Here is a 19,856-nt window from a genome sequence, read left to right as displayed (position 1 = left end):
AGGAGAACAACTCATGAAGGTTCTGGTTCCGGTCAAGCGGGTTGTGGACTACAACGTGAAAGTTCGCGTGAAGTCTGACGGCTCTGGTGTCGACATCGCCAACGTCAAGATGTCCATGAACCCCTTCGACGAAATCGCCGTCGAAGAAGCCACCCGCCTGAAGGAAAAGGGCGTTGTTACCGAGATCGTCGCCGTCTCCGTCGGTCCAGCTCAGTGCCAGGAAACCCTGCGCACGGCCATGGCCATCGGTGCTGACCGTGGCATCCTGGTTGAAACCGACGAAGAAGTTCAGCCTCTGGCCGTTGCCAAGGTGCTGAAGGCTCTGGTCGACAAGGAACAACCTCAGCTGATCGTTCTGGGCAAGCAAGCCATTGACGACGACTCCAACCAAACCGGTCAGATGCTGGCTGCTTTGGCCGGTCTGCCTCAAGGTACTTTCGCCTCCAAGGTGGAAGTGGCTGGCGACAAGGTCAACGTGACCCGTGAAGTCGACGGCGGTCTGGAAACCGTTTCGCTGAGCCTGCCAGCCGTGGTCACCACCGACCTGCGTCTGAACGAGCCTCGCTACGTGACGCTGCCTAACATCACGAAGGCCAAGAAGAAGCCCCTGGAAACCGTCAAGCCGGCTGACCTGGGTGTGGACGTGGCCCCCCGTATCAAGACCCTGAGCGTGGCAGAGCCTGCCAAGCGTTCCGCTGGTATCAAGGTTGCCGACGTGGCGACCCTGGTCGACAAGCTGAAGAACGTCGCCAAAGTGATCTGAGGAGATAACGCATGACCGCTCTCGTTATTGCTGAACACGACAACAACAGCATCAAGGGTGCCACCCTCAACGCCGTGACCGCTGCCAAGGCTTTTGGCGACGTCGTCGTTCTGGTTGCCGGCTCCAACGCTGGTGCTGCTGCCGCTGCTGCCGCTCAAATCGCTGGCGTTTCCAAGGTTCTGCACGCTGACGGCGCTCAACTGGCTGATGGCCTGGCTGAGAACGTTGCTGAGCAAGTGCTGGCCGTGGCTTCGGGCTACAGCCACATCGTGTTCCCCGCAACCGCTTCGGGCAAGAACGTGGCTCCTCGCGTGGCCGCCAAGCTGGACGTCGCTCAAATCTCCGAAATCACCAAGGTGATCTCGGCTGACACGTTCGAGCGTCCCATCTACGCTGGTAACGCCATCGCCACCGTTCAATCGGCTGACGCTGTCAAGGTGATGACCGTTCGTGGTACCGCTTTCGACGCTGCTGCTGCCACCGGTGGTTCCGCTGCTGTGGAAACCGTTGCTGCCGCTGCTGACTCTGGCAAGTCCTCGTTCGTTGGTCGCGAAGTGACCAAGTCCGAGCGTCCTGAGCTGACTGCTGCCAAGATCGTCGTGTCCGGTGGCCGTGCCCTGGGTTCTGCCGAGAAGTTCAACGAAGTTCTGCCTCCGCTGGCTGACAAGCTGGGCGCCGCCATCGGTGCTTCGCGCGCTGCTGTGGACGCTGGCTACGCCCCGAACGACCTGCAAGTCGGTCAAACCGGCAAGATCGTTGCGCCTCAACTGTATGTCGCCTGCGGTATCTCCGGCGCCATCCAGCACTTGGCCGGTATGAAGGATTCCAAGGTCATCGTGGCCATCAACAAGGATCCAGAAGCCCCGATCTTCCAAGTGGCTGACTTCGGTCTGGAAGCCGACCTGTTCGTGGCTGTGCCCGAGCTCGTCAAGGCCCTGTAATTTGGGGACTCATGGCAGACTCATGGTCTGACTGAGAACACCCTCAGGGGCGTCTTTCGAGGCGCCCCTTTTGTCGTTATTGGAGAAACACATGTCCTATCGCGCTCCCGTTAAAGACCAGCTGTTTTGCATGAAGGAACTGGCTGGCCTGGACAAGGTCGCTCAGATCCCCGGTTTTGAAGACGCTGGCTACGAAACTGCCCAAGCCGTTCTGGAAGAAGCCGCCAAGTTCAACGAAGAAGTCGTGGCTCCCCTGAACTGGAGTGGTGACCAAGACCACGGTTCCTGGGACGACGGCAAGGTCCGTACCTCTGCTGGTTTCAAGGACGCCTACAAGGCCCTGACCGAAGCTGGCTGGCAAGGTCTGCAACAGCCCGTCGAATACGGCGGCCAAGGCCTGCCCAAGATCATCGGTGCGGCTTGCATTGAGCACACCATGGCAGCCAACCTGAGCTTCTCGCTGTGCTCGATCCTGACCACCGGCGCCACCGAAGCCCTGTTGACCGCTGCCAGCGAAGAGCTCAAGCAGCGCTACATCCCCAACATGATCTCCGGCAAGTGGACTGGCTCCATGAACCTGACCGAGCCTCAAGCCGGTTCGGATCTGGCTCTGGTGCGCTCGAAGGCAGTCAAGCAGGAAGACGGTACCTACCGCATCTCCGGCCAGAAGATCTTCATCACCTACGGTGAACACGACATGGCCGAGAACATCGTCCACCTCGTGCTGGCCCGTACCCCTGACGCGCCTGAAGGCGTGAAGGGCATCTCCCTGTTCGTGGTGCCCAAGTTCATGGTCAACGAAGACGGTTCGCTGGGCAAGCGCAACGACGTCTACTGCGCCTCCATCGAAGAAAAGCTGGGCATCAAGGCGTCGCCGACTGCCGTGCTGGTCTACGGTGACAACAAGGGCGAAGTCGGTGAAGGTGCCATCGGCTACATCGTGGGTGAAGAAAACCGCGGTCTCGAGTACATGTTCATCATGATGAACGCTGCTCGTTACGACGTGGGTCTGCAAGGTCTGGCCGTGTCCGACCGTGCTTATCAACACGCCGTGGCCTATGCCAAGGACCGCGTGCAATCGCGTCCTGTGGACGGTTCGCAACCTGGCTCTGCTGCCATCATTCACCACCCTGACGTCAAGCGCATGCTGCTGACCATGCGTGCCCTGACCGAAGGTGCGCGCGCCATGGCCTTGGTCGGCGCGGCCGCTTACGACACCGCTCACCATCACCCCGATGCGGAAGTCGCCAAGCAAGCCCAGGCTTTCTACGAATTCCTGGTGCCGCTGATCAAGGGCTTCTCGACCGAGAACTCCGTTGAAGTGACCTCGCTGGGCGTGCAAGTGCACGGCGGCATGGGCTTCATCGAAGAAACCGGCGCCGCTCAGTACTACCGCGACTCGCGCATCCTGCCGATCTACGAAGGCACGACCGCCATTCAGGCGAACGACCTCGTGGGCCGCAAGACTGCACGTGACAAGGGCGCTGTGGCCAAGGCCGTGGCTGCTCAAATCGCGGAAGTCGAAGCCCAACTGGCTGGTCGCGACAGCGCTGCAGGCAAGAAGCTGGCAACCCAGTTGAAGGCCGCTCGCGAAGCCTTCCTGGAAGTGGTGGAGTTTGTTTTGGCCAACGTCAAGACCAACCCCAACGCGGTGTTTGCTGGTTCGGTGCCTTACCTGATGCTGGCTGGTAACCTGGTGTCCGGTTGGCAAATGGCGCGTGCACTGATCGTGGCCGAAGACAAGCTGGCTGCGGGTGAAGACGCTGACTTCATGACCGCCAAGATCGCGACCGCTCGTTTCTACGGCGATCACATTCTGGCGCGTGTGGCTTCGCTGCGCGACATCATCCTCAATGGTGGCGACAGCGTGTCGGCCATGCCTGTGGATGCCTTCTGATCGATTGATCAAGGTTTAACGCACAATCGGTGAAAGCCGTTTGTGTGATGAATTCGATGCCCTCACTCGGCCTGTCCGGTGAGGGCATTTTTCTTGCCCATTTGCACATCGATTGGGAGATTTGAATGTCCTTGCCGTCCGTTTTGCAGCGTGTGCCGTTTCCGGTGATCGCCTCGCCCATGTTCATCATCAGCACCCCCAAGCTGGTGATCGCTCAATGCACATCAGGTGTCGTGGGATCCATGCCGGCGCTCAATGCGCGACCCGCGGCCCAGCTTGATGACTGGCTGGCAGAGATCACCGAGTCTTTGGCTGCATGGGACGCTGCGCACCCGGATCAACCCGCCGCACCGTTTGCCATCAATCAGATCGTTCACAAAAGCAACGACCGACTTGAGCACGACATGGCGCTGTGCGAGAAATACAAAGTGCCGTTGGTGATCACTTCTCTGGGTGCCCGTGAAGAGGTCAACCAAGGTGTGCACAACTGGGGTGGGGTTGTGCTGCATGACGTCATCCATAACCGGTTCGCACACAAGGCGGTGGAAAAAGGAGCAGACGGCTTGATTGCCGTGTGCGCTGGTGCGGGCGGACATGCCGGGACCACGAGCCCGTTCGCCTTGGTGCAGGAAATTCGCGAGTGGTTTGACGGCCCATTGGCCTTGTCTGGGTCGATTGCGACCGGGCGTGCCATTCTGGCCGCGCAGGTGATGGGGGCAGATTTCGCCTACATGGGCTCCGCGTTCATTGCGACGGATGAAGCACGTGCAGTCGATGCCTACAAGCAGATGATTGTGGACAGCAGCAGTGCCGACATTGTGTACGCCAGCAAATTCACCGGTGTGCACGGCAACTACTTGCGTGGCTCCATCGTCAACGCGGGCCTCGATCCCGATCACCTCGACGAGGGGGATCCCAGCGAAATGAGTTTTGGCAGCGCCGAACCCAAGCTGGCCAAGGCATGGAAGGACATTTGGGGGAGCGGACAGGGCATTGGCGCCATCAAGGCCGTGCAGCCCACCGCCGCTTTGGTGGCGCGCCTCAAGACCGAGTACGCGCAGGCCCGATCCGCCCTTTGCCGGCCTTGAACGAGGTGCGCAACGCTTAGCGGACGCGCCAGCCTGCAACCGATGGGCCGGCAGGTGTGGTGCCGTAAGCGGCAGTTCGGTACGGGTGCCCGATGCCACCAGGCGCTGGTGCCTGTGCGGGTTGCTTTTGCAGGATCTGGCTGACCGCGATCACGGCTTGGGTGCGCGAGTTCACGCCGAGCGCGCGCAACACAGCCGCCACGTGATCTTTCACGGTTTCGACCGACAGGCCCAGCTCACGTGCGATCAGCTTGTTGGGTTGACCCTTGAGCAGTAGGTTCAGCACATCAGTCTGACGCGGGGTGAGCCCCAGTTCGCTCAAGGACGGCATGGTTTGATAGCCGAAATCCTGAGCCTCTTGCCGGACTTGCTGCAGTTGAACGGAGCCCGTGGCCGAGCCATCGCCACTCATCGTCATGGGCGGCACATAGACGCCCCCCGACATCACCTGCTGCAAGGCCTCGAACAAGGTTTCGTTGCTGGCACGCTTGGGCACAAAACCCATGGCGCCGAGGTCAATGGCGCGGATGACATCACTGGTCCGGTCGGACGCGGAAATGACCACCACCGGAATGGCCGGGTAGCGGCTGCGGAATTCGCCCAGCAGGTCAAAACCATCGGCGTCGCCAAGGTGCAGATCCAGCAGGACCAGATCGTAATTGGCGTCTGCACGGAGGGTGTCACGTGCTGCGCGCCCGCTGTCTGCAGCGTCGACGGTGACGTTTTCGCCCAGGCCTTTGATGACCGACTGCAGGGCAGCCACGATCAGTGGATGGTCGTCGATCAACAATACCTTCATGACGCGAAACTCCTGCTTGTGTGCCAACCCCGTGCCATCGATTCAGCGTTGAATGCCGGTGGGGCGGCTATTTTTTGAATGAGTCGATCATAGAGGCGGAACGTCGCGAAGAAGTCCCCCATGCGTGGGGATTCCGGCGCTCTTCGGCAAAAGGGGCAGAACCTTACATGCGCCAGATGCGAGGCGGGCAGGGGGGCAATTGCCAGGCTTCTTGTCGCCAGGCTCCCCAAATCTGCGTCAGCAGGTTCATCAGTGGCTCGACCTTCTCGGACAGCACGCGAACGACCACCACCTGCTCGTGTGGGCTGGTGCTCCCTGCTGTGGTCGCGAGCGTGTGCGTGGTGTGAATGCTGCGAGCAGACTCAAGCAATGACTCACGCCGGGTGCGACTCATGGCTGCGCCGCTGGCCAGCCACAAGGTGCCCATGACGCGGTGCCCAGCCCAACCCAAGGGGCTGTCCAGCAGCAGTTTGTCGGTGCTGCGCACGGTGCCACGTTCCAGCCAGACACCGGGCAACTCGATTTCCTGGGTGAAACGGCCGTGGGGGTGGCTGCAGGCCTCAAAGGCTTGATCGGCGGCGGGCAAGCCCAGTGCGACCACATCCCAGCCCATCATTTCGGCCCCAGGTGCCAGCTCGAACCGCATCTTGTTGAGGGCGATGCTGTCCTGGTAGGCGATGGTTTCCAAGGGCAGCCATTCCAGGCGAGCGCCTTCAGCAAGCTGGGCCTTCAGATTTTGAACGGCCTCGGGGCCAGCACTGCGATAAAAGCGTGTGGCACCGGGTGTCGTGATGACGGCATGGCTGCCGGGCGCTAGCCGGGCGTCGATGTCCAGCACGTCGCCGCCCACAATGCCGCCCGGTGGGTGAACCAGCACATGGTGGCAAATGGCGTCGCCTTCCGGGTAGAGGCGCTGCAACACGCGCAATGGGCCGTGATGGCGGTCGTGGGCAATGGTGCGTGCACCATCAAGTCGGTAATCCAGAGTCAGGTGGCCGTGCCAGCTCATGTAGCGCATTCGCCCGATGACAGGCGCGTAAACAGACAACAGTGTGATCAGTGTAAAGCGGGGTGAGTCTGGGGTGACAATGTGACCATGAACTTCGACAAAGACACCATCGTTGCAGACACGCGTGACTGGCTGGTCAAGGCCGTGATCGGCTTGAACCTGTGCCCGTTTGCCAAGAGCGTGCACGTGAAAAATCAGGTCCGCTACAGCGTGTCGGAGGCCACCACGCCGGGCGATTTGCTGACCGATCTGGTGCATGAACTGACGCTGCTGCGCGACGCGGATCCGGAAGAGATCGATACGACCTTGCTGGTGCATCCCGCTGTGCTGCAGGACTTTTTCGACTTCAATGATTTTCTGGACATCGTGGATGCCGCAGTCGAAGAGCTTGATTTAGGGGGGCTGATTCAGGTGGCCAGCTTTCACCCAGATTACCAGTTTGCCGATGCGAAGCCGGATGACATCGAGAACTACAGCAACCGGTCGCCTTACCCGACCTTGCATTTGATCCGTGAAGCCAGCCTGGACAGGGCGGTGGAGGCGTTTCCGGATGCAGCCGACATTTACGAAACCAACAAGGCCACCTTGCGCAAGATGGGGTTGGAAGGTTGGAAGAAACTCTGGCAGGTGTGACGCATGGCTGGCGCATCAGACAAGCACCCTTGGTGGGGCCCCGCACGGGTGCCATTTTTGTTCTTGACGCCGGCCTGCATGTCGCTGGCCGTGGCGTGGAGTTGGTGGCAGTTGCGACTGCAAGGCTTGCAGATGGACGGCGTCCAGGCGGCTTTGTGCGTGTTGGGGGCCTTGATGGCGCATGTGGGCGTCAATGCGCTCAATGAGTATGCGGATTTCAAGTCGGGCCTGGACCAGCGCACGCGCAAGACCCCTTTCAGTGGCGGCAGCGGCACCTTGCCTGCACGGCCTGATCTGGCACCCATCGCGCTGAACATGGGCGTGAGTGGGCTGTCGCTGACGGCCCTGATTGGCCTGTACTTCTTGTGGCAAGAGCCGGGGCGCATGCTGTCGCTCGCGCCTCTGGGGGTGTTGGGCTTGATGCTGGTGGTGGCTTACACCCCTTGGGTGACCCGTCAGCCGTGGCTGTGCCTGATTGCCCCGGGTCTGGGCTTTGGTCCTTTGATGGCCTTGGGCACCGAGATTGTGCTGACGGGGCAGGCATCGTGGACCGGTTTGATGTTGTCCGTCTTGCCTTTTGCGTTGACCAACAACCTGCTGCTGCTCAACCAGTACCCGGATGTGGAGCCCGATCGGTCTGTCGGGCGCCGCACCTTGCCCATGCTGTGGGGGCGAGCCGGCTGCGTGCCTTTGCTGGCTGCGCAATACGGCGTGGCCTACGGTGTCTTGCTGCTGGGGCTGGCCTTGGGCTGGTGGCCCATGGGCACGGGCTTGGCGGTGCTGACCATGCCGATGGCGCTCACCGCTTGGCAAAAAGCCAAGGCGCATGCTGACGACATGGCCGAGTTGCTACCCGCCTTGGGTTTGAACGTGGGGGTGGCCTTGGCCACGCCAGCGCTGGCTGCGCTGGGCATGGTGTTGTCTCACGGTTAAGTGTTGGGGGTGTCGGCAGCATGCATGCCCAGCTCGGCAGCCAAACGTTGAACCAGTGCCCGCAAGTCAGCCAGCTCGGCCGCCATGTGGGTTTGTTCAGCTCGCAACTGTGCGACCTCGTCAGCCAAGCCTGCTGCATCAGCCGCCATCGTGGGAGCGGGTGCGTCGATCGAGACCTCGCCACACAGCAGGTGAGCCCAGCGCGATTCGCGGGCACCGGGCGCTCGGGGCAGCTTGACCACGCGTGCCGGCTCTTTGCTCGCCAGCTCATCCAGAAACGCTTCGACCGATGAGGTGTCTGCAAAACGGTGCAGGCGCTCGCTGTGCAGGCGCAACTCGGCGGCGGTCTGCGGGCCGCGCAGCATCAGGATGGTCAGCAGTGCGACCGATTGACTGGGCACGCCCAGGCCACGAGCCGCGTTGTGGTCAAAGCGGACGACACGGCTGCCACTGACTTCCGTGACCAGGCTGAGTTCGCGCAGGCCGTTCACGGCTTCGAGCACTTGTGCTTCTGTCAGATTCAGAACAGGCTCGCGCGCGGTTTTTTGATTGCAGCCCAAGGTCAGGGCGTTGAGGGACAGCGGGTAGCTGTCTGGAACGGTGTGCTGCTTTTCAACCAGCACGGCCAGAACGCGTGCTTCTTCAATGCTCAGGGGGCGCAGGCTCATGGATCGCATTCGCGTGGTTCAGTCAGGAGGCTGACCTTACCACGCGAGGCGTTTGGAGCGCGGGTCAGTGATTCTGGCTGCCGCGGTGTGCCCAGGCCGTGGTGCGGGTTTCGACGATCGAGAACAGCTCGTACATGATCATGGCCATGGCGCCCACCACCACCAGACCACCAAAGGCCAGGCCCATTTGCATGGACGAGCCGGCGGAGATCAACAGGTAGCCAATGCCTTCGTTGGATGCCGTCATTTCTGACACGGTGGTGCCCACAAAGGCCAGTGTGATCGCCACCTTCAGCGAGGCGTAGAAGTAAGGCAATGAGCGGGGCAGGCCTACTTTGATCAGCACGTCCCAGCGGCGGGCACCCAGCACGCGCAGCACGTCTTCCAGTTCAGGCTCCAGCGTGGCGAGGCCTGTGGCAATGTTCACCATGATGGGGAAGAAGCTGATCATGAAGGCGGTCAGGATGGCCGGGCCCACCCCGATGCCCACCCACACCACCAGAATCGGGATGAAGGCGGCCTTGGGCAAGGCGTTGAACGCCGTCATCAGCGGATAGATGGCGGCATAGGCCAAGCGGGAGCTGCCAATCAAAAAGCCCAGCAGCACGCCCACGACGATGGCAATGCCAAACCCGACCAGCGTCACCCACAGGGTGCGCCAGGCGTGCTTGAGGATTTCGTCGTGAAATTCGTAGATCTGGCTGGCGATGCGAGCGGGGCTGGGGAAGATGAACTCGGACACGTTCAAGGCCGAGCACACGATTTGCCAGAAGATGACGATGGCAAACAGCAGCACCCAGGGGGCCCAGCGGGCAAGGTGCTTGGGAGGAATTTTCATCATTGCGCGATCTCCGCGGTGGTGCTGATGGAAGCTGGCTTGCGCATGGCCCCGATGTGGGCGCGCAGTTCATGAACCACCGCCGTGAACTCGGGGGTGTAGGTCACTTCCAGGTCGCGTGGTCGAGGCAGTTCAATGTCGCGTTTGGCGAGGATGCGTCCTGGGCTCTTGCTCATGACGTACACGGTGTCGGCCAGGAAGACGGCTTCGCGCAAGTCGTGCGTCACCAGGATCACGTTGAATTTCTGCTGCGCTTGCAGGTCACGCAGGGCGCACCACAACTCTTCACGGGTGAAGGCGTCGAGGGCGCCAAAGGGCTCATCCAGCAAGAGCATTTGCGGTTCGTGGATGAGGGCGCGGCAGATGGAAGCGCGCTGCTGCATGCCACCTGACAGCTGCCAAGGGAATTTGTCTTCGTAGCCCGCCAGCCCCACGCTTTGCAGCAATGTGCGGGCCTTGGCTTCGTACTCCTTGCGCTTGGCCTTGAAGGTGGAGCGATACGGCTCCACGATCTCGAGCGGCAACAAGACGTTGTCCAGTGTGGTCCGCCAAGGCAGCAGGGACGGGGCCTGAAAGGCCATCCCGGTGATCTTGAGCGGGCCGGTGACGTGCTCACCGCCGATGGTGATGCGCCCCCGAGAGGGCATCTTCAAACCGGTGGTGAGTTTCATGAAGGTGGACTTGCCGCAGCCCGATGGGCCCACGATGGCCACGAATTCGCCTTGGCGAATCTGGAGGTTGAGATCCTCCACTGCGAACTGGCCTTTCTCCCACAACTCATCGTTGTAGGCCAGCCAGACATTCTGAAAATCGACAAAAGCGTCCATGACCAATCCTTGTGCGGCTGACGGCGGCTTACTTCTTGGCAGGCAGGATGTTCAACTCTGCGGCCGAGGGCAGGTAGGCTGGAGTCCACACCGCATCGGGGTTGACGCGGGTCTTGGTGTTGAAGGCATCCCCCACCTGCGAAGCCATCAGGGCCAGACGAGGCAGCTTGACCTGACCGAAACCTTCTGCGCGCGCATCGGGGCTGGCCACCACTTGGTCAATGGCCATTTTCAGGCGACGCTTTTCCAGTTCGACGTTGATGATGCCGTCACGGGCTTTCACGTGTTCAATCGAGGCGTCGGGGTTGGCCAGCACTTCCTTGGCACCCTTGGTGAAGGCCTTCAGGAAGGCTTTGACCGCTTCGGGGTTCTCTTTGAGGATCTTGGGCGAGGCGATGATGGCGTTGCCGTACAGTTTCACGCCGTATTGGGCGAAGGGGAACATGACCAGCTCATCGGACTTGGCGCCACGGGCCTCAAGGTTCAGCAGCGAGGTGAACGAGAACCCGGTGATGGCATCGACATCGCCACGCACCAGCATGGTTTCACGCAGGGGCGGGTCCATGCTGATCCAGGTCACAGGGCCCACTTTGTTGGCCTTGGCAAAAATCGTCCAGGCCTTGCGACCGGCATCAAAGACCGGGGCGCCCAGCTTCTTGCCGGCCAGATCTGCCGGCGTCTTCACGCCGGACTTCTTCAAGGCGAACACGGCGGCGGGCGTGTTGTTGTAGACCATCATGATGGCCACAGGTTTGTTGGGCGCGTCGGGGTTGTTGGCGTGGAACTCCATCAGAGCGGCCATGTCGGCCAGGCCCAGGTCATAGGTGCCGGAGGCCACACGTGTCACGGTGCCGCCCGAGCCGCTGCCCGCATCCACCGACACATCCAGTCCTGCTTGCTTGAAGTAACCCTTGGCCACGGGTTGCAGGAACAGGGCGGAGGGGCCTTCAAAGCGCCAGTCGAGCTGAAACTTGATGGGGGTTTCGGCGTGCACTGTTGTGGGGGCTGCGATGCCCCATGTCAGTGCGGCAGTTGCTGCCAAGGTGCTCAGAACGGAACGACGGGTGCGCAGGACGGTGGCCATGGATCAAACTCCGGTGAGTGTCAAAACTGTATACAGTCTTGATTGCGAAAACCGTGCCAACCCGTGCGCCTAGAATGCGCTTCTCGATAGTTTGTTGGTGGATGAAGCCGTGTCTGATCGTTTGTTTGTCTGGATGCAATACCTGCTGCCCAAGGTGGCGCTGACTACCCTGGCTGGGAAAGCCGCATCTGCCCGAGGTGGCGCGCTGACCGAGCGATTCATCCGTGCGTTTGTGGATCGCTACGGCGTGAACATGAGCGAAGCCGCGAACCCCGACATCGCCAGCTACGCCACCTTCAACGAGTTTTTTACCCGGCCATTGAAGGCGGGCGCTCGGCCCTTGGCCAAAGCCGATCTGATTTGCCCGGTGGATGGCGCAATCAGCCAGTACGGCCCGATTGCCAAAGACCAGATCTTTCAGGCGAAAGGTCACCACTACTCGACCACCGCGCTGGTGGGCGGGGATGCCGAATTGGCGGCGCAGTTTGACGATGGCCACTTCGCCACCATCTACCTGAGCCCAAAGGACTATCACCGCATTCACATGCCATGTGATGGTCGGTTGACTCGCATGATCTATGTGCCGGGCGAGCTGTTCTCGGTGAATCCCGCCACGGCCCGTGGCGTGCCCGGACTGTTTGCGCGCAACGAGCGCGTGGTCTGTGTGTTTGAAACGGCGAACGGGCCTTTCGTGTTGACGCTGGTGGGCGCCACCATCGTGGGCAGCATGGCCACGGTGTGGCATGGCGTGGTGAACCCGCCGCGCAGCAAGCAAGTGCGCGAGTGGCGTTACGACGACCAGAAGATCGAGTTGAAGAAGGGCCAGGAAATGGGCCGCTTCCTGCTGGGTTCGACCGTGGTGATGCTGTTCCCCAAGGGGGGCTTGCAGTTCAACGAGGGCTGGGCCCCGGCAGCGCCAGTGCGCATGGGCGAGGCCATGGCGAAGCAAGGCTGACGCACATCAATCACCGCTTCCACCGCATGGCGTGGGCGGTGCTATCGTTTCTGCCAGCTAGTAGGGAGAAGCGATGGACCGCATGTATGCCATGGAGATGGACGCCCCAGGCCGTCCTCTGCAACAGGTCTGGCGGCAGCAATGGCCGCAGCCCGGTCAAGGGCAGGTGCGCCTGCGCGTGAAGGCGTGCGGCGTGTGTCGTACCGATCTGCACATCGTGGATGGGGACTTGCCGTTTCCGGGGCGCACCGTGGTGCCTGGCCATGAGGTGGTGGGTGTCATTGACTCGGTGGGGCCTGAGGTGCAGGGGCTGTCCGTGGGTCAACGTGTGGGTGTGCCCTGGCTGGGATGGACCTGTGGGACCTGCGCCTTGTGCCAAAGCGGGCATGAAAACTTGTGTGAGCAGGCGCGCTTCACCGGGTACCAATTGCATGGCGGCTACGCCACACACGTGGTAGCGGATGCTCGTTATGTGTTCCCGATTCCTGATGCCTACAGTGACCTGGAAGCGGCGCCTTTGCTGTGCGCTGGTCTGATTGGCTATCGGGCTTTGTGCATGGCCGGTGATGCCCTGCAAGGGCTCAAGCCTCGGCTGGGTTTGTATGGCTTTGGTGCCGCAGCCCACTTGGTGATTCAGATGGCGCGCTTTGAGGGTTGCGAGGTGTATGCCTTCACCCGAGACGGTGACGAGGCCGCCCAGGCGCTGGCCTTGCAGTTGGGGGCGGTGTGGGCCGGTCCGTCCGAAGCACGGCCACCCGTGGCCTTGGATGCGGCTTTGCTGTTTGCCCCGGTGGGGGACTTGGTGCCACTGGCCTTGCAGGCCATTCGACCGGCAGGCGTGGTGGTCTGCGCAGGCATCCACATGAGCGACATCCCATCGTTTCCATATGCCTGGCTGTGGAAGGAGCGACGCATTGTGTCCGTGGCCAACCTGACCCGTGCTGATGGCGATGGTTTCATGGCGCTGGCCACGGCCTGCAAGCTTGATGTGACCACGCACGGCTATGCCATGAGCGATGCCAACCAGGCGCTGGATGACTTGCGGGCTGGGCGCTTCAGCGGGGCCGCGGTGCTGGTGCCTTGAGCGCTGATTCACGCATGGAAACCGGCCACTTCCGCCAATCGATGTCGCTGCTGCTGACGCGTCGGTTTGGCACGTTCTGGTTTGCCAGCTTGTTGGCCAACATCGGGACGTGGGCCCAGCAAATGGCGCAGCCTTGGCTGATGCTCAGTCTGGGGGCTTCGCCATTTCTGTTGGGGCTGGATTCGTTTGCATCGGGCGCGCCGGTGTTGCTGCTGACCCTGGTGGGGGGCGCATTGGCGGATCAAGCTGACCGGCGCCGGACGATCGCACTGTTTCAGTCCATCCAGATGCTGTGTCCGGTGTTGCTGGTCGTTTTGATCGTGACGGGGCAGGTGTCCCCCTGGATGGTCATCGTGATGTCGTTGATCGTGGGGATCACCGACGCCTTGTCGATGCCATCGTTTCAATCCATCGTGCCCAGCATCGTCCCGCCAGCCCAAATCCCCACCGGCATTGCACTGAACTCCACTCAGTTCAACCTGTCGCGAATCCTTGGGCCGGCCATCGCGGGTGTGCTGATGGCCAGTGTCGGAATGGCCGGGGCCTTTGCGGTCAGTGCTTTGTCCTATGTGCCGTTCATTCTGGTGGCGCTGTGGGTGCTGCCGCCATTGCCCGCAGCCAAAGGGCGGAGGGTTGCGTTGAACCATCGGCAACTCTGGGCCAGTGTGGGCGAGGTGGCGCGAGAGCCCCAGTTGCGAGGCGGATTGCTGACGGTGTTGACGACAGCACTGCTGTGCGCGCCGCTTATCACATTCTGCCCGATTCTGGTCAAGGACGTCTTTCAGGGCCGTGCGGGTGATTTCAGTCTGGCTTTGGGTGCCTTTGGCGTGGGTGGGTTGCTGGGTGCATCGGGACTGCTGGCGGTGGACCCGCTCAGCGATCGGCGCACGCTCAGTGCGCGGTTTGCCTTGGCCTATGCGGGTGTCGTGGTGTTGGCCGCGGTGAATCCGTGGTCAATCGGTCTGGTGGGTTTGCTGCTGTGTGCCGGGGTGACCATGACAGTGTCCAATGCCTCGGCCAATGCGGTGCTGCAGTCATGTGCGCCCGCACATTTGCGTGGGCAGGCGGCCAGCATGTTCATGCTGGCCATGCGTGGGGGCATGTCGTTGGGCAGCCTCCTCACCGGGGTCACGGTGCACGCCTGGGGCGTGCGCGAGGCCTTGGTGCTCAACGGTTTGGTGGCATTGCTGCTGCACCTGCTGGTCGGCCGCCAATGGGTGAGGGCCCCACTGCTGACACCCAACAGGGGCGATCAAAGCAAGGCATGCAAGCCTTGATAGCCCACATAAAGCCCCAGCAGGCCAATCAGAGCCCCGGACACGTATGGTGCTGACCGCGTCAGGTCACCCAGGCCGTGCCAGCGCTTGGCGGCGTGCTGAACGCCCAGGGCGGCAATCACCCCAGAGGCGACCAAGGTCAGTGCCAACCCCACACTGAAGCCCAGAACCAAGGTGGCCCCCAGCGCAACCTTTTTGAGCTGCAGGCAGATCAGCAAGACCGTGATGGATGCTGGGCAGGGGATCAGGCCTCCGGTCAGACCAAACAGCACGATTTGCCCTGTAGTGACCTCACGGTTGGCAAATCGCTTGCGGATGTCTTCGGCATGTGCCCGTGCATGGGCATCGTCCTGTCCCAGGGAATCAAAGTTGAGGTGGGCGTGTCCATGGTCATGGTCATGGTCATGGTCATGGTCATGGTCATGGTCATGGTCATGGTCGTGGTCGTGGTGCTGACCATGCCAAGTGCGTGCCAGCATCCACACGGCCACCAGCACAATCACCACGCCTGACGCGACTTGAAAATACGGTTCGATGGACTCCGCCTGCAGGTCGCCGCCAAAGTGCAAACCCACCATGGCGACCGTCCACACCACGGCCGTGTGGGACACCGTGGCCGCCAGTCCCAACAGCACTGCCTGGGTCAGGGTGCCACGCACGGCCACGATGAACGCCGCCATCATGGTTTTGGAGTGCCCAGGCTCCAGCCCATGCAGGGCCCCGAGCACGATGGCGCTGGGGAAAAACAGCCACGCATTACCGTGCTGGAGCATTGCGTTGAAATCGAGCATGAGTCGTGAGGTGTTTGGGGTCAGTTCAAAGCATGGGCCGCGATGGACTCTTCTGCTTTCCGAGTACGGGCGTCCATGATGAGGTGCAGATTGTTTTCAATCCAGTCGGCCAAGCTTTCTACGTGCTTGCCCACCTGTTCGCCCAACGGGGTCAGGCAGTATTCGACGTGGGGCGGCACGACCGGGTAGGCTTGCCTCAGCACAAACCCATCGGCTTCCAGTCGTTGAAGGGTTTGCGCCAGCATCTTCTCGCTGACACCACCGATTTTGCGCCGCAGATCGCTGAATCGATGGGTGCCATCGAGCAGCGCTACCAAGATCAGTACACCCCATTGACTGGTCACATGCTTGAGGATGTCACGTGAAGGGCACTGCTCGGCAAAGACGTTGCCACGTTGCAAGGCCTCGCGCAAAGACTGTGGGCGATTCATATACTTACCTTTTGGTGTGTACTTACTAAAAGTAAGCTTCATCGATATTCTGACAGCACTTTCTCTTTTTGACGACTAAGGAGTGCTGAACATGATCGTTGTGACAGGTGCATCTGGCCAATTGGGCCGATTGGTGATCGAGTCTTTGCTGACCCGTCTTCCCGCTCATCAAATTGTGGCCGCGGTCCGCAATCCCGCCAGCGTGGCCGACCTGGCAGCCAAAGGCATTCAGGTCCGCCAAGCGGATTACACCCAGCCTGCGAGCCTGGACGCTGCGCTGCAAGGTGCTGAAAAGGTGTTGTTGATTTCGTCCAGCGAAGTGGGGCAGCGTCTGCCTCAGCATCGCAATGTCATTGATGCGGCCAAACGTGCGGGGGTGGGGCTGCTGGCCTACACCAGCTTGCTGCATGCGGATACCAGTCCACTGGCACTGAAAGATGAGCACTTGGCCACCGAAGCGCTGTTGCAGTCCTCGGGCGTGCCGCATGTGATATTGCGCAATGGCTGGTACACCGAAAACTACCTGGCCAGCATCCAGCCCGCGTTGCAGCACGGGGCGTTCATTGGCAGTGCCGGGGCTGCGCGCATCGCCTCGGCTGCGCGTGCAGATTACGCACAAGCTGCTGCTGTGGTGCTGACCTCACCAGATCAGGCGGGCAAGGTGTATGAATTGGCGGGCGATGTCGCCTACACCTTGGCGGAGTTCGCCGCGGAGTTGAGCCGTCAGTCTGGCAAGACCATCCCTTATGTGGATTTGCCTCAGGCGGAGTTCAAAGGCGCGCTGGTTGGTGCGGGCCTGCCCGAGCCCTTGGCGGATTTGCTGGCCGACTCGGACGTGGGGGCGTCAAAAGGAGGCCTCTTTGATGACCTGCATCAGTTGAGTGCGCTGATTGGGCGCCCCACCACGTCGCTGCAAGCCTTGATGGCGGCTGCGTTGGCCTGATGAGTCGCCAGCGGGGCCGGCCAACTGGGGCCCCGCTGCGTGGGGTTCTTAAAACTCCTGGACGGTCGGACGCAGCACGATTTCGTTGATGTCGACCTCGGCCGGCTGTTCAATGGCGTAAGCAATGGCCAATAAGCCTGCGTCATTGACCAAAACGTCCATGTGTCCCAAGGCATTGACCGTGACATCGACCTGCTGATAGATGGCCTGACCACTGTTGGCTGTGATCTCGTCGGCAGTCTGAGTGAGTTGCTCCATGCGACGAGCGGTCAGCACGACCTTGGTGCCCAGGCTTGCTGCCAGTTCAATTCCGTGTCGTGGCGGCGCCGTCATTGCTGTCTGGCCTGCTCACTTGCGCAGTGATTGTGCGGCATCCAGAGGAGCCGCTAACTCAGCACTTCGGACCTGATTGCGACCACCATTTTTGGCCGCATAGAGTGCAGCATCCGATGCATGGATCACCCGGGTGCTGTCTTGTCCATGCATGGGGTACGACGCCACACCAAATGAAGCGGTCACCTTGATTGGTATGTCGCCATGAATGCCGGGGCTCGATGCAATTTCGCGCCGCAACTGTTCGGCGCGCAGTCGTGCTGCTTCGGGGGGCATGCCAGGCATGAGCAGCAAGAACTCTTCACCACCATATCGGCAGCAAATGTCGCTGGCCCTGGCGTTGCGCTTGAGGACGTCTGCGACATGGCGCAGCACCATGTCACCTGCCGAGTGGCCATAACGGTCATTGACCGACTTGAAGTGGTCAATATCGACCATCACGATGCTGACGGGGCGGTGATAGCGCTGTGCCACCAGCATCTCGCGCGCCAACACCTCGTCCAGATGGCGGCGGTTGTACAACCCGGTCAACGCATCCCGGATGGACTGCTCGCGCAACTGGCTTTGTAGCGCCAGCACTTCGCGTTCCGCGCGCACGCGCTCGGTCACGTCCAGCGTCAGACTGATCAGGGCGATCCCCCCCTCAATCTGCATGGAGCTGCCATGGAGTTCAACGTCGATGATGTCGCCATCCTTGCGTCGAGCCCGAAAGCTGTGCTGAACGTTTGACAACTCGCCACTCAAGCGGCGACCGAGCAGCGCTGACGCCTTGGGGCGATCTTCATCGACCACCACCGACATGAATCCCAGCGTGTTGAGTTCGTCTGCGGTGTAGCCATACATCTCCTGCAGGCGCGGATTGATGTACGTGACCTTGCCGCACTCCACGATGGCGATGCCCACCATGGACTGATTGGCCAAACCGCGAAAGCGCGCTTCGGACTGCCGGAGCTCTTGCGTGATGCGCTCGTTGTGACGCAAGGCCCCTTCGAGGTCTTCGGTTCGGCGTCGGACCAGATCCTCCAGCATCAAGGTGGTCTGGAACTGGCCGAATTCGGAGCCAGCGGTCTGGGTGCTGCGTTCGGCGCGGTTCATCAGCGCCTCGACCACTTTGTTCAGCCGGGCAATTTCGGTGCGCAGGGCCGTGTTTTCTTCCGCCAGATTGGCGGGGGCAGATGAGGGCTCAGACACGGGCATCCCCAATGGCCACGCCGGTCAGGGTCTGTGTCACGTGGACGCCGCAATACTGCTCGCCGTAGGTGTTCAGGCCCACAGTGTGGTGATGTTGAAAGATGGACGACATGTCTGAGTTCAGCCCCAGTCGCTGGTTTTCCAGTTTGCGCAGAATGCAGTCAAAACCGAGGGTCAGGGCGGGCGGGCCCATCTGCGCGCGGATCTCGGCGAACGACTGCTGGATGTTGGACAGAATGTCCTCGCTCTGTGCCACACGCATGACGATGCCTTCTTCGATGGCACAGAAGAACGTGAGGCTGCCGTCGGGGTTGGCTTTCTGGATGGACCGGGTGTAGGAGGTGCCATCGATCAGGACCAGCAAGGGCACGGCAGCGAAATGCTCGGCGCTCAGCGCGTCGACCGGCACACCAATCAATCTGGCGTATTCCTGTGCCGCCGGCAGCCCATTGATTTCGGTGACGAGTCGCTTGGACATGTCTGCAGCAGTCACCACCAGACGCTCGCTCGTTGGCCGGAAATGCTGGATTTTGAAAATACGGAAAGGCAGGGGCGTGCTGATCAGCACCATGGCGGCTCGATCGGACTGAAAGGTGCCATTCCAGTACACCAGTGTTTTGGAAAAATCCATGCCATCACCGGCCGATCCGCCGATCAGCCTGATTCGGCCCAATGCATTTTGCAAAGAACGGGTGATTTTTTCTTCTGCCAGAGACAGCCCGTCAATCAACATCAGAGCAAAGCTGTTTTGAGCGTCTGCGTTGGGTGTCGATCGATTCAGGCGACGGAGTTGCTCATCGACGAATGCCTTGCCATCGGTGACTTCGAATTCGTGAAGTGAATCAATGCACCCAACCGTGGCCGTAAAGCCCGCCCGACTGAGGCTCACGCCCGAGATACTGTGATCCAGGCATCCCATGGGGCCAATTTCTCCTGCAGTGGAGCAGCCCAAAACCGGGAGGTCCGTAAATCGGCGGGCCAATTCGGTCGCCACCAGGTCCAGGTCGTAGGCATCTGAGCAAAAAAACAGGACCAGAGCCGGATCAGGTTGCTGAATGGCATCGCAGAACGCTTGAACGGCCTCAAGCGTTTGTGGGCGATTGGAGTGCCCCATGCGAATGAGGTGACCTGAGCTCATCAGACCATGTCTCCAGAACAGTTTGTCGCCAAGTGAAACTTTGTGACACTCTATATTCGATTTATCGGACGCGTCTAGGCGTTCACCCTGAGCCCCCGAGTTCGACACCAAATGCTGTAAGTGGTTGATTTGACTAGGTTGACCTAGTCAGCGTGCCACTACAGGAGGGATAACTGGAGTTCGTTGCTGAGCTTTTTGACCTTCAAGGCGGCCATGGTGGCGGCCTGATCTTG

The 19,856-nt window shown here is 60.9% G+C and carries 20 protein-coding genes and 1 pseudogene; 10 read left to right on the top strand and 11 right to left on the bottom strand.

Annotated elements, in window-relative coordinates:
• Positions 1–13: 13 nt before the first annotated feature.
• The 4 genes from ACMV18_RS00240 (at position 14) to ACMV18_RS00225 (ending at position 4,689) form a co-directional block, all read left to right on the top strand.
• Positions 14–763, top strand: coding sequence for an electron transfer flavoprotein subunit beta/FixA family protein (locus ACMV18_RS00240; protein ID WP_420816228.1), 750 nt, complete (start codon positions 14–16; stop codon positions 761–763).
• Between the two features lie 11 nt (positions 764–774).
• The gene (locus ACMV18_RS00235) at positions 775–1,704 is read left to right on the top strand and encodes an electron transfer flavoprotein subunit alpha/FixB family protein (protein WP_374258626.1); all 930 of its coding nucleotides are present in this window, start codon (positions 775–777) and stop codon (positions 1,702–1,704) included.
• Between the two features lie 91 nt (positions 1,705–1,795).
• A complete protein-coding gene (locus ACMV18_RS00230) occupies positions 1,796–3,601 on the top strand; it encodes an acyl-CoA dehydrogenase (RefSeq protein ID WP_374258624.1) in 1,806 nt (601 codons plus the stop codon).
• 125 nt (positions 3,602–3,726) lie between these two features.
• On the top strand, positions 3,727–4,689 hold the full coding sequence (locus tag ACMV18_RS00225) for an NAD(P)H-dependent flavin oxidoreductase (protein WP_420816226.1): 963 nt from the start codon (positions 3,727–3,729) through the stop codon (positions 4,687–4,689).
• 16 nt (positions 4,690–4,705) lie between these two features.
• On the opposite strand, the gene ACMV18_RS00220 is transcribed toward ACMV18_RS00225, so the two are convergent.
• Positions 4,706–5,488, bottom strand: a complete 783-nt coding sequence (locus ACMV18_RS00220; protein ID WP_374258621.1) for a response regulator — start codon at positions 5,486–5,488, stop codon at positions 4,706–4,708.
• 163 nt (positions 5,489–5,651) lie between these two features.
• On the bottom strand, positions 5,652–6,497 hold the full coding sequence (locus ACMV18_RS00215) for an urease accessory protein UreD (RefSeq protein WP_374258619.1): 846 nt from the start codon (positions 6,495–6,497) through the stop codon (positions 5,652–5,654).
• Between the two features lie 87 nt (positions 6,498–6,584).
• Here ACMV18_RS00215 and ACMV18_RS00210 point away from each other — a divergent pair, with 87 nt between their 5' ends.
• Positions 6,585–7,130, top strand: a complete 546-nt coding sequence (locus ACMV18_RS00210) for a DUF1415 domain-containing protein (RefSeq protein ID WP_374258618.1) — start codon at positions 6,585–6,587, stop codon at positions 7,128–7,130.
• 3 nt (positions 7,131–7,133) lie between these two features.
• Positions 7,134–8,063, top strand: a complete 930-nt coding sequence (locus ACMV18_RS00205) for a prenyltransferase (protein WP_420816225.1) — start codon at positions 7,134–7,136, stop codon at positions 8,061–8,063.
• Here ACMV18_RS00205 and ACMV18_RS00200 read toward each other — a convergent pair.
• The 4 genes from ACMV18_RS00200 to ACMV18_RS00185 all read right to left on the bottom strand — a co-directional run bounded on the left by ACMV18_RS00200 (position 8,060) and on the right by ACMV18_RS00185 (position 11,480).
• Entirely contained in the window at positions 8,060–8,731 is a 672-nt protein-coding gene (locus ACMV18_RS00200; protein ID WP_420816224.1) for a YceH family protein, read from the bottom strand. The genes ACMV18_RS00205 and ACMV18_RS00200 overlap by 4 nt on opposite strands.
• 64 nt (positions 8,732–8,795) lie before the next feature.
• Positions 8,796–9,569: an ABC transporter permease gene (locus ACMV18_RS00195; protein WP_374258634.1), complete on the bottom strand. Its 774-nt coding sequence runs from the start codon at positions 9,567–9,569 to the stop codon at positions 8,796–8,798.
• Positions 9,569–10,396, bottom strand: coding sequence for an ABC transporter ATP-binding protein (locus tag ACMV18_RS00190; protein ID WP_420816223.1), 828 nt, complete (start codon positions 10,394–10,396; stop codon positions 9,569–9,571). Before ACMV18_RS00190 ends, ACMV18_RS00195 begins: the two co-directional genes overlap by 1 nt.
• A 28-nt stretch (positions 10,397–10,424) precedes the next feature.
• A complete protein-coding gene (locus tag ACMV18_RS00185; RefSeq protein ID WP_420816222.1) occupies positions 10,425–11,480 on the bottom strand; it encodes an ABC transporter substrate-binding protein in 1,056 nt (351 codons plus the stop codon).
• 109 nt (positions 11,481–11,589) lie between these two features.
• Here ACMV18_RS00185 and asd point away from each other — a divergent pair, with 109 nt between their 5' ends.
• The 3 genes from asd to ACMV18_RS00170 all read left to right on the top strand — a co-directional run bounded on the left by asd (position 11,590) and on the right by ACMV18_RS00170 (position 14,796).
• On the top strand, positions 11,590–12,435 hold the full coding sequence (gene asd / locus ACMV18_RS00180; protein ID WP_420816221.1) for an archaetidylserine decarboxylase: 846 nt from the start codon (positions 11,590–11,592) through the stop codon (positions 12,433–12,435).
• Between the two features lie 82 nt (positions 12,436–12,517).
• Positions 12,518–13,519, top strand: coding sequence for a zinc-dependent alcohol dehydrogenase family protein (locus tag ACMV18_RS00175; RefSeq protein WP_420816227.1), 1,002 nt, complete (start codon positions 12,518–12,520; stop codon positions 13,517–13,519).
• Positions 13,520–13,533: 14 nt separating this feature from the next.
• Positions 13,534–14,796: an MFS transporter gene (locus ACMV18_RS00170; protein ID WP_420816220.1), complete on the top strand. Its 1,263-nt coding sequence runs from the start codon at positions 13,534–13,536 to the stop codon at positions 14,794–14,796.
• On the opposite strand, the gene ACMV18_RS00165 is transcribed toward ACMV18_RS00170, so the two are convergent.
• Together ACMV18_RS00165 and ACMV18_RS00160 are read right to left on the bottom strand one after the other, a co-directional pair.
• Entirely contained in the window at positions 14,772–15,587 is an 816-nt protein-coding gene (locus ACMV18_RS00165; protein WP_420816219.1) for a nickel/cobalt efflux transporter, read from the bottom strand. The genes ACMV18_RS00170 and ACMV18_RS00165 overlap by 25 nt on opposite strands.
• 20 nt (positions 15,588–15,607) lie before the next feature.
• Positions 15,608–16,060 carry a winged helix-turn-helix transcriptional regulator gene (locus tag ACMV18_RS00160; protein ID WP_420816218.1) on the bottom strand — a complete coding sequence of 151 codons (453 nt, stop codon included), beginning with the start codon at positions 16,058–16,060 and terminating at the stop codon, positions 15,608–15,610.
• 49 nt (positions 16,061–16,109) lie between these two features.
• Between ACMV18_RS00160 and ACMV18_RS00155 the strand changes: the two genes are divergently transcribed.
• On the top strand, positions 16,110–16,961 hold the full coding sequence (locus tag ACMV18_RS00155) for an SDR family oxidoreductase (RefSeq protein ID WP_420816217.1): 852 nt from the start codon (positions 16,110–16,112) through the stop codon (positions 16,959–16,961).
• A gap of 48 nt (positions 16,962–17,009) precedes the next feature.
• Here ACMV18_RS00155 and ACMV18_RS00150 read toward each other — a convergent pair.
• From ACMV18_RS00150 to ACMV18_RS00140, 3 genes and pseudogenes are all read right to left on the bottom strand, one after another.
• Positions 17,010–17,090, bottom strand: a pseudogene (locus tag ACMV18_RS00150) (oxidoreductase); the annotation flags it as partial.
• 219 nt (positions 17,091–17,309) lie between these two features.
• Positions 17,310–18,485 carry a sensor domain-containing diguanylate cyclase gene (locus ACMV18_RS00145; protein ID WP_420816216.1) on the bottom strand — a complete coding sequence of 392 codons (1,176 nt, stop codon included), beginning with the start codon at positions 18,483–18,485 and terminating at the stop codon, positions 17,310–17,312.
• On the bottom strand, positions 18,478–19,623 hold the full coding sequence (locus ACMV18_RS00140; protein WP_420816215.1) for an FIST signal transduction protein: 1,146 nt from the start codon (positions 19,621–19,623) through the stop codon (positions 18,478–18,480). Before ACMV18_RS00140 ends, ACMV18_RS00145 begins: the two co-directional genes overlap by 8 nt.
• Positions 19,624–19,856 lie beyond the last annotated feature (233 nt).

Origin of the sequence: Aquabacterium sp., from assembly GCF_048860245.1 — a bacterium.
In the GTDB taxonomy this organism is placed as follows: domain Bacteria; phylum Pseudomonadota; class Gammaproteobacteria; order Burkholderiales; family Burkholderiaceae_C; genus Aquabacterium.
This window is presented reverse-complemented; position numbering and strand designations above follow the sequence as displayed.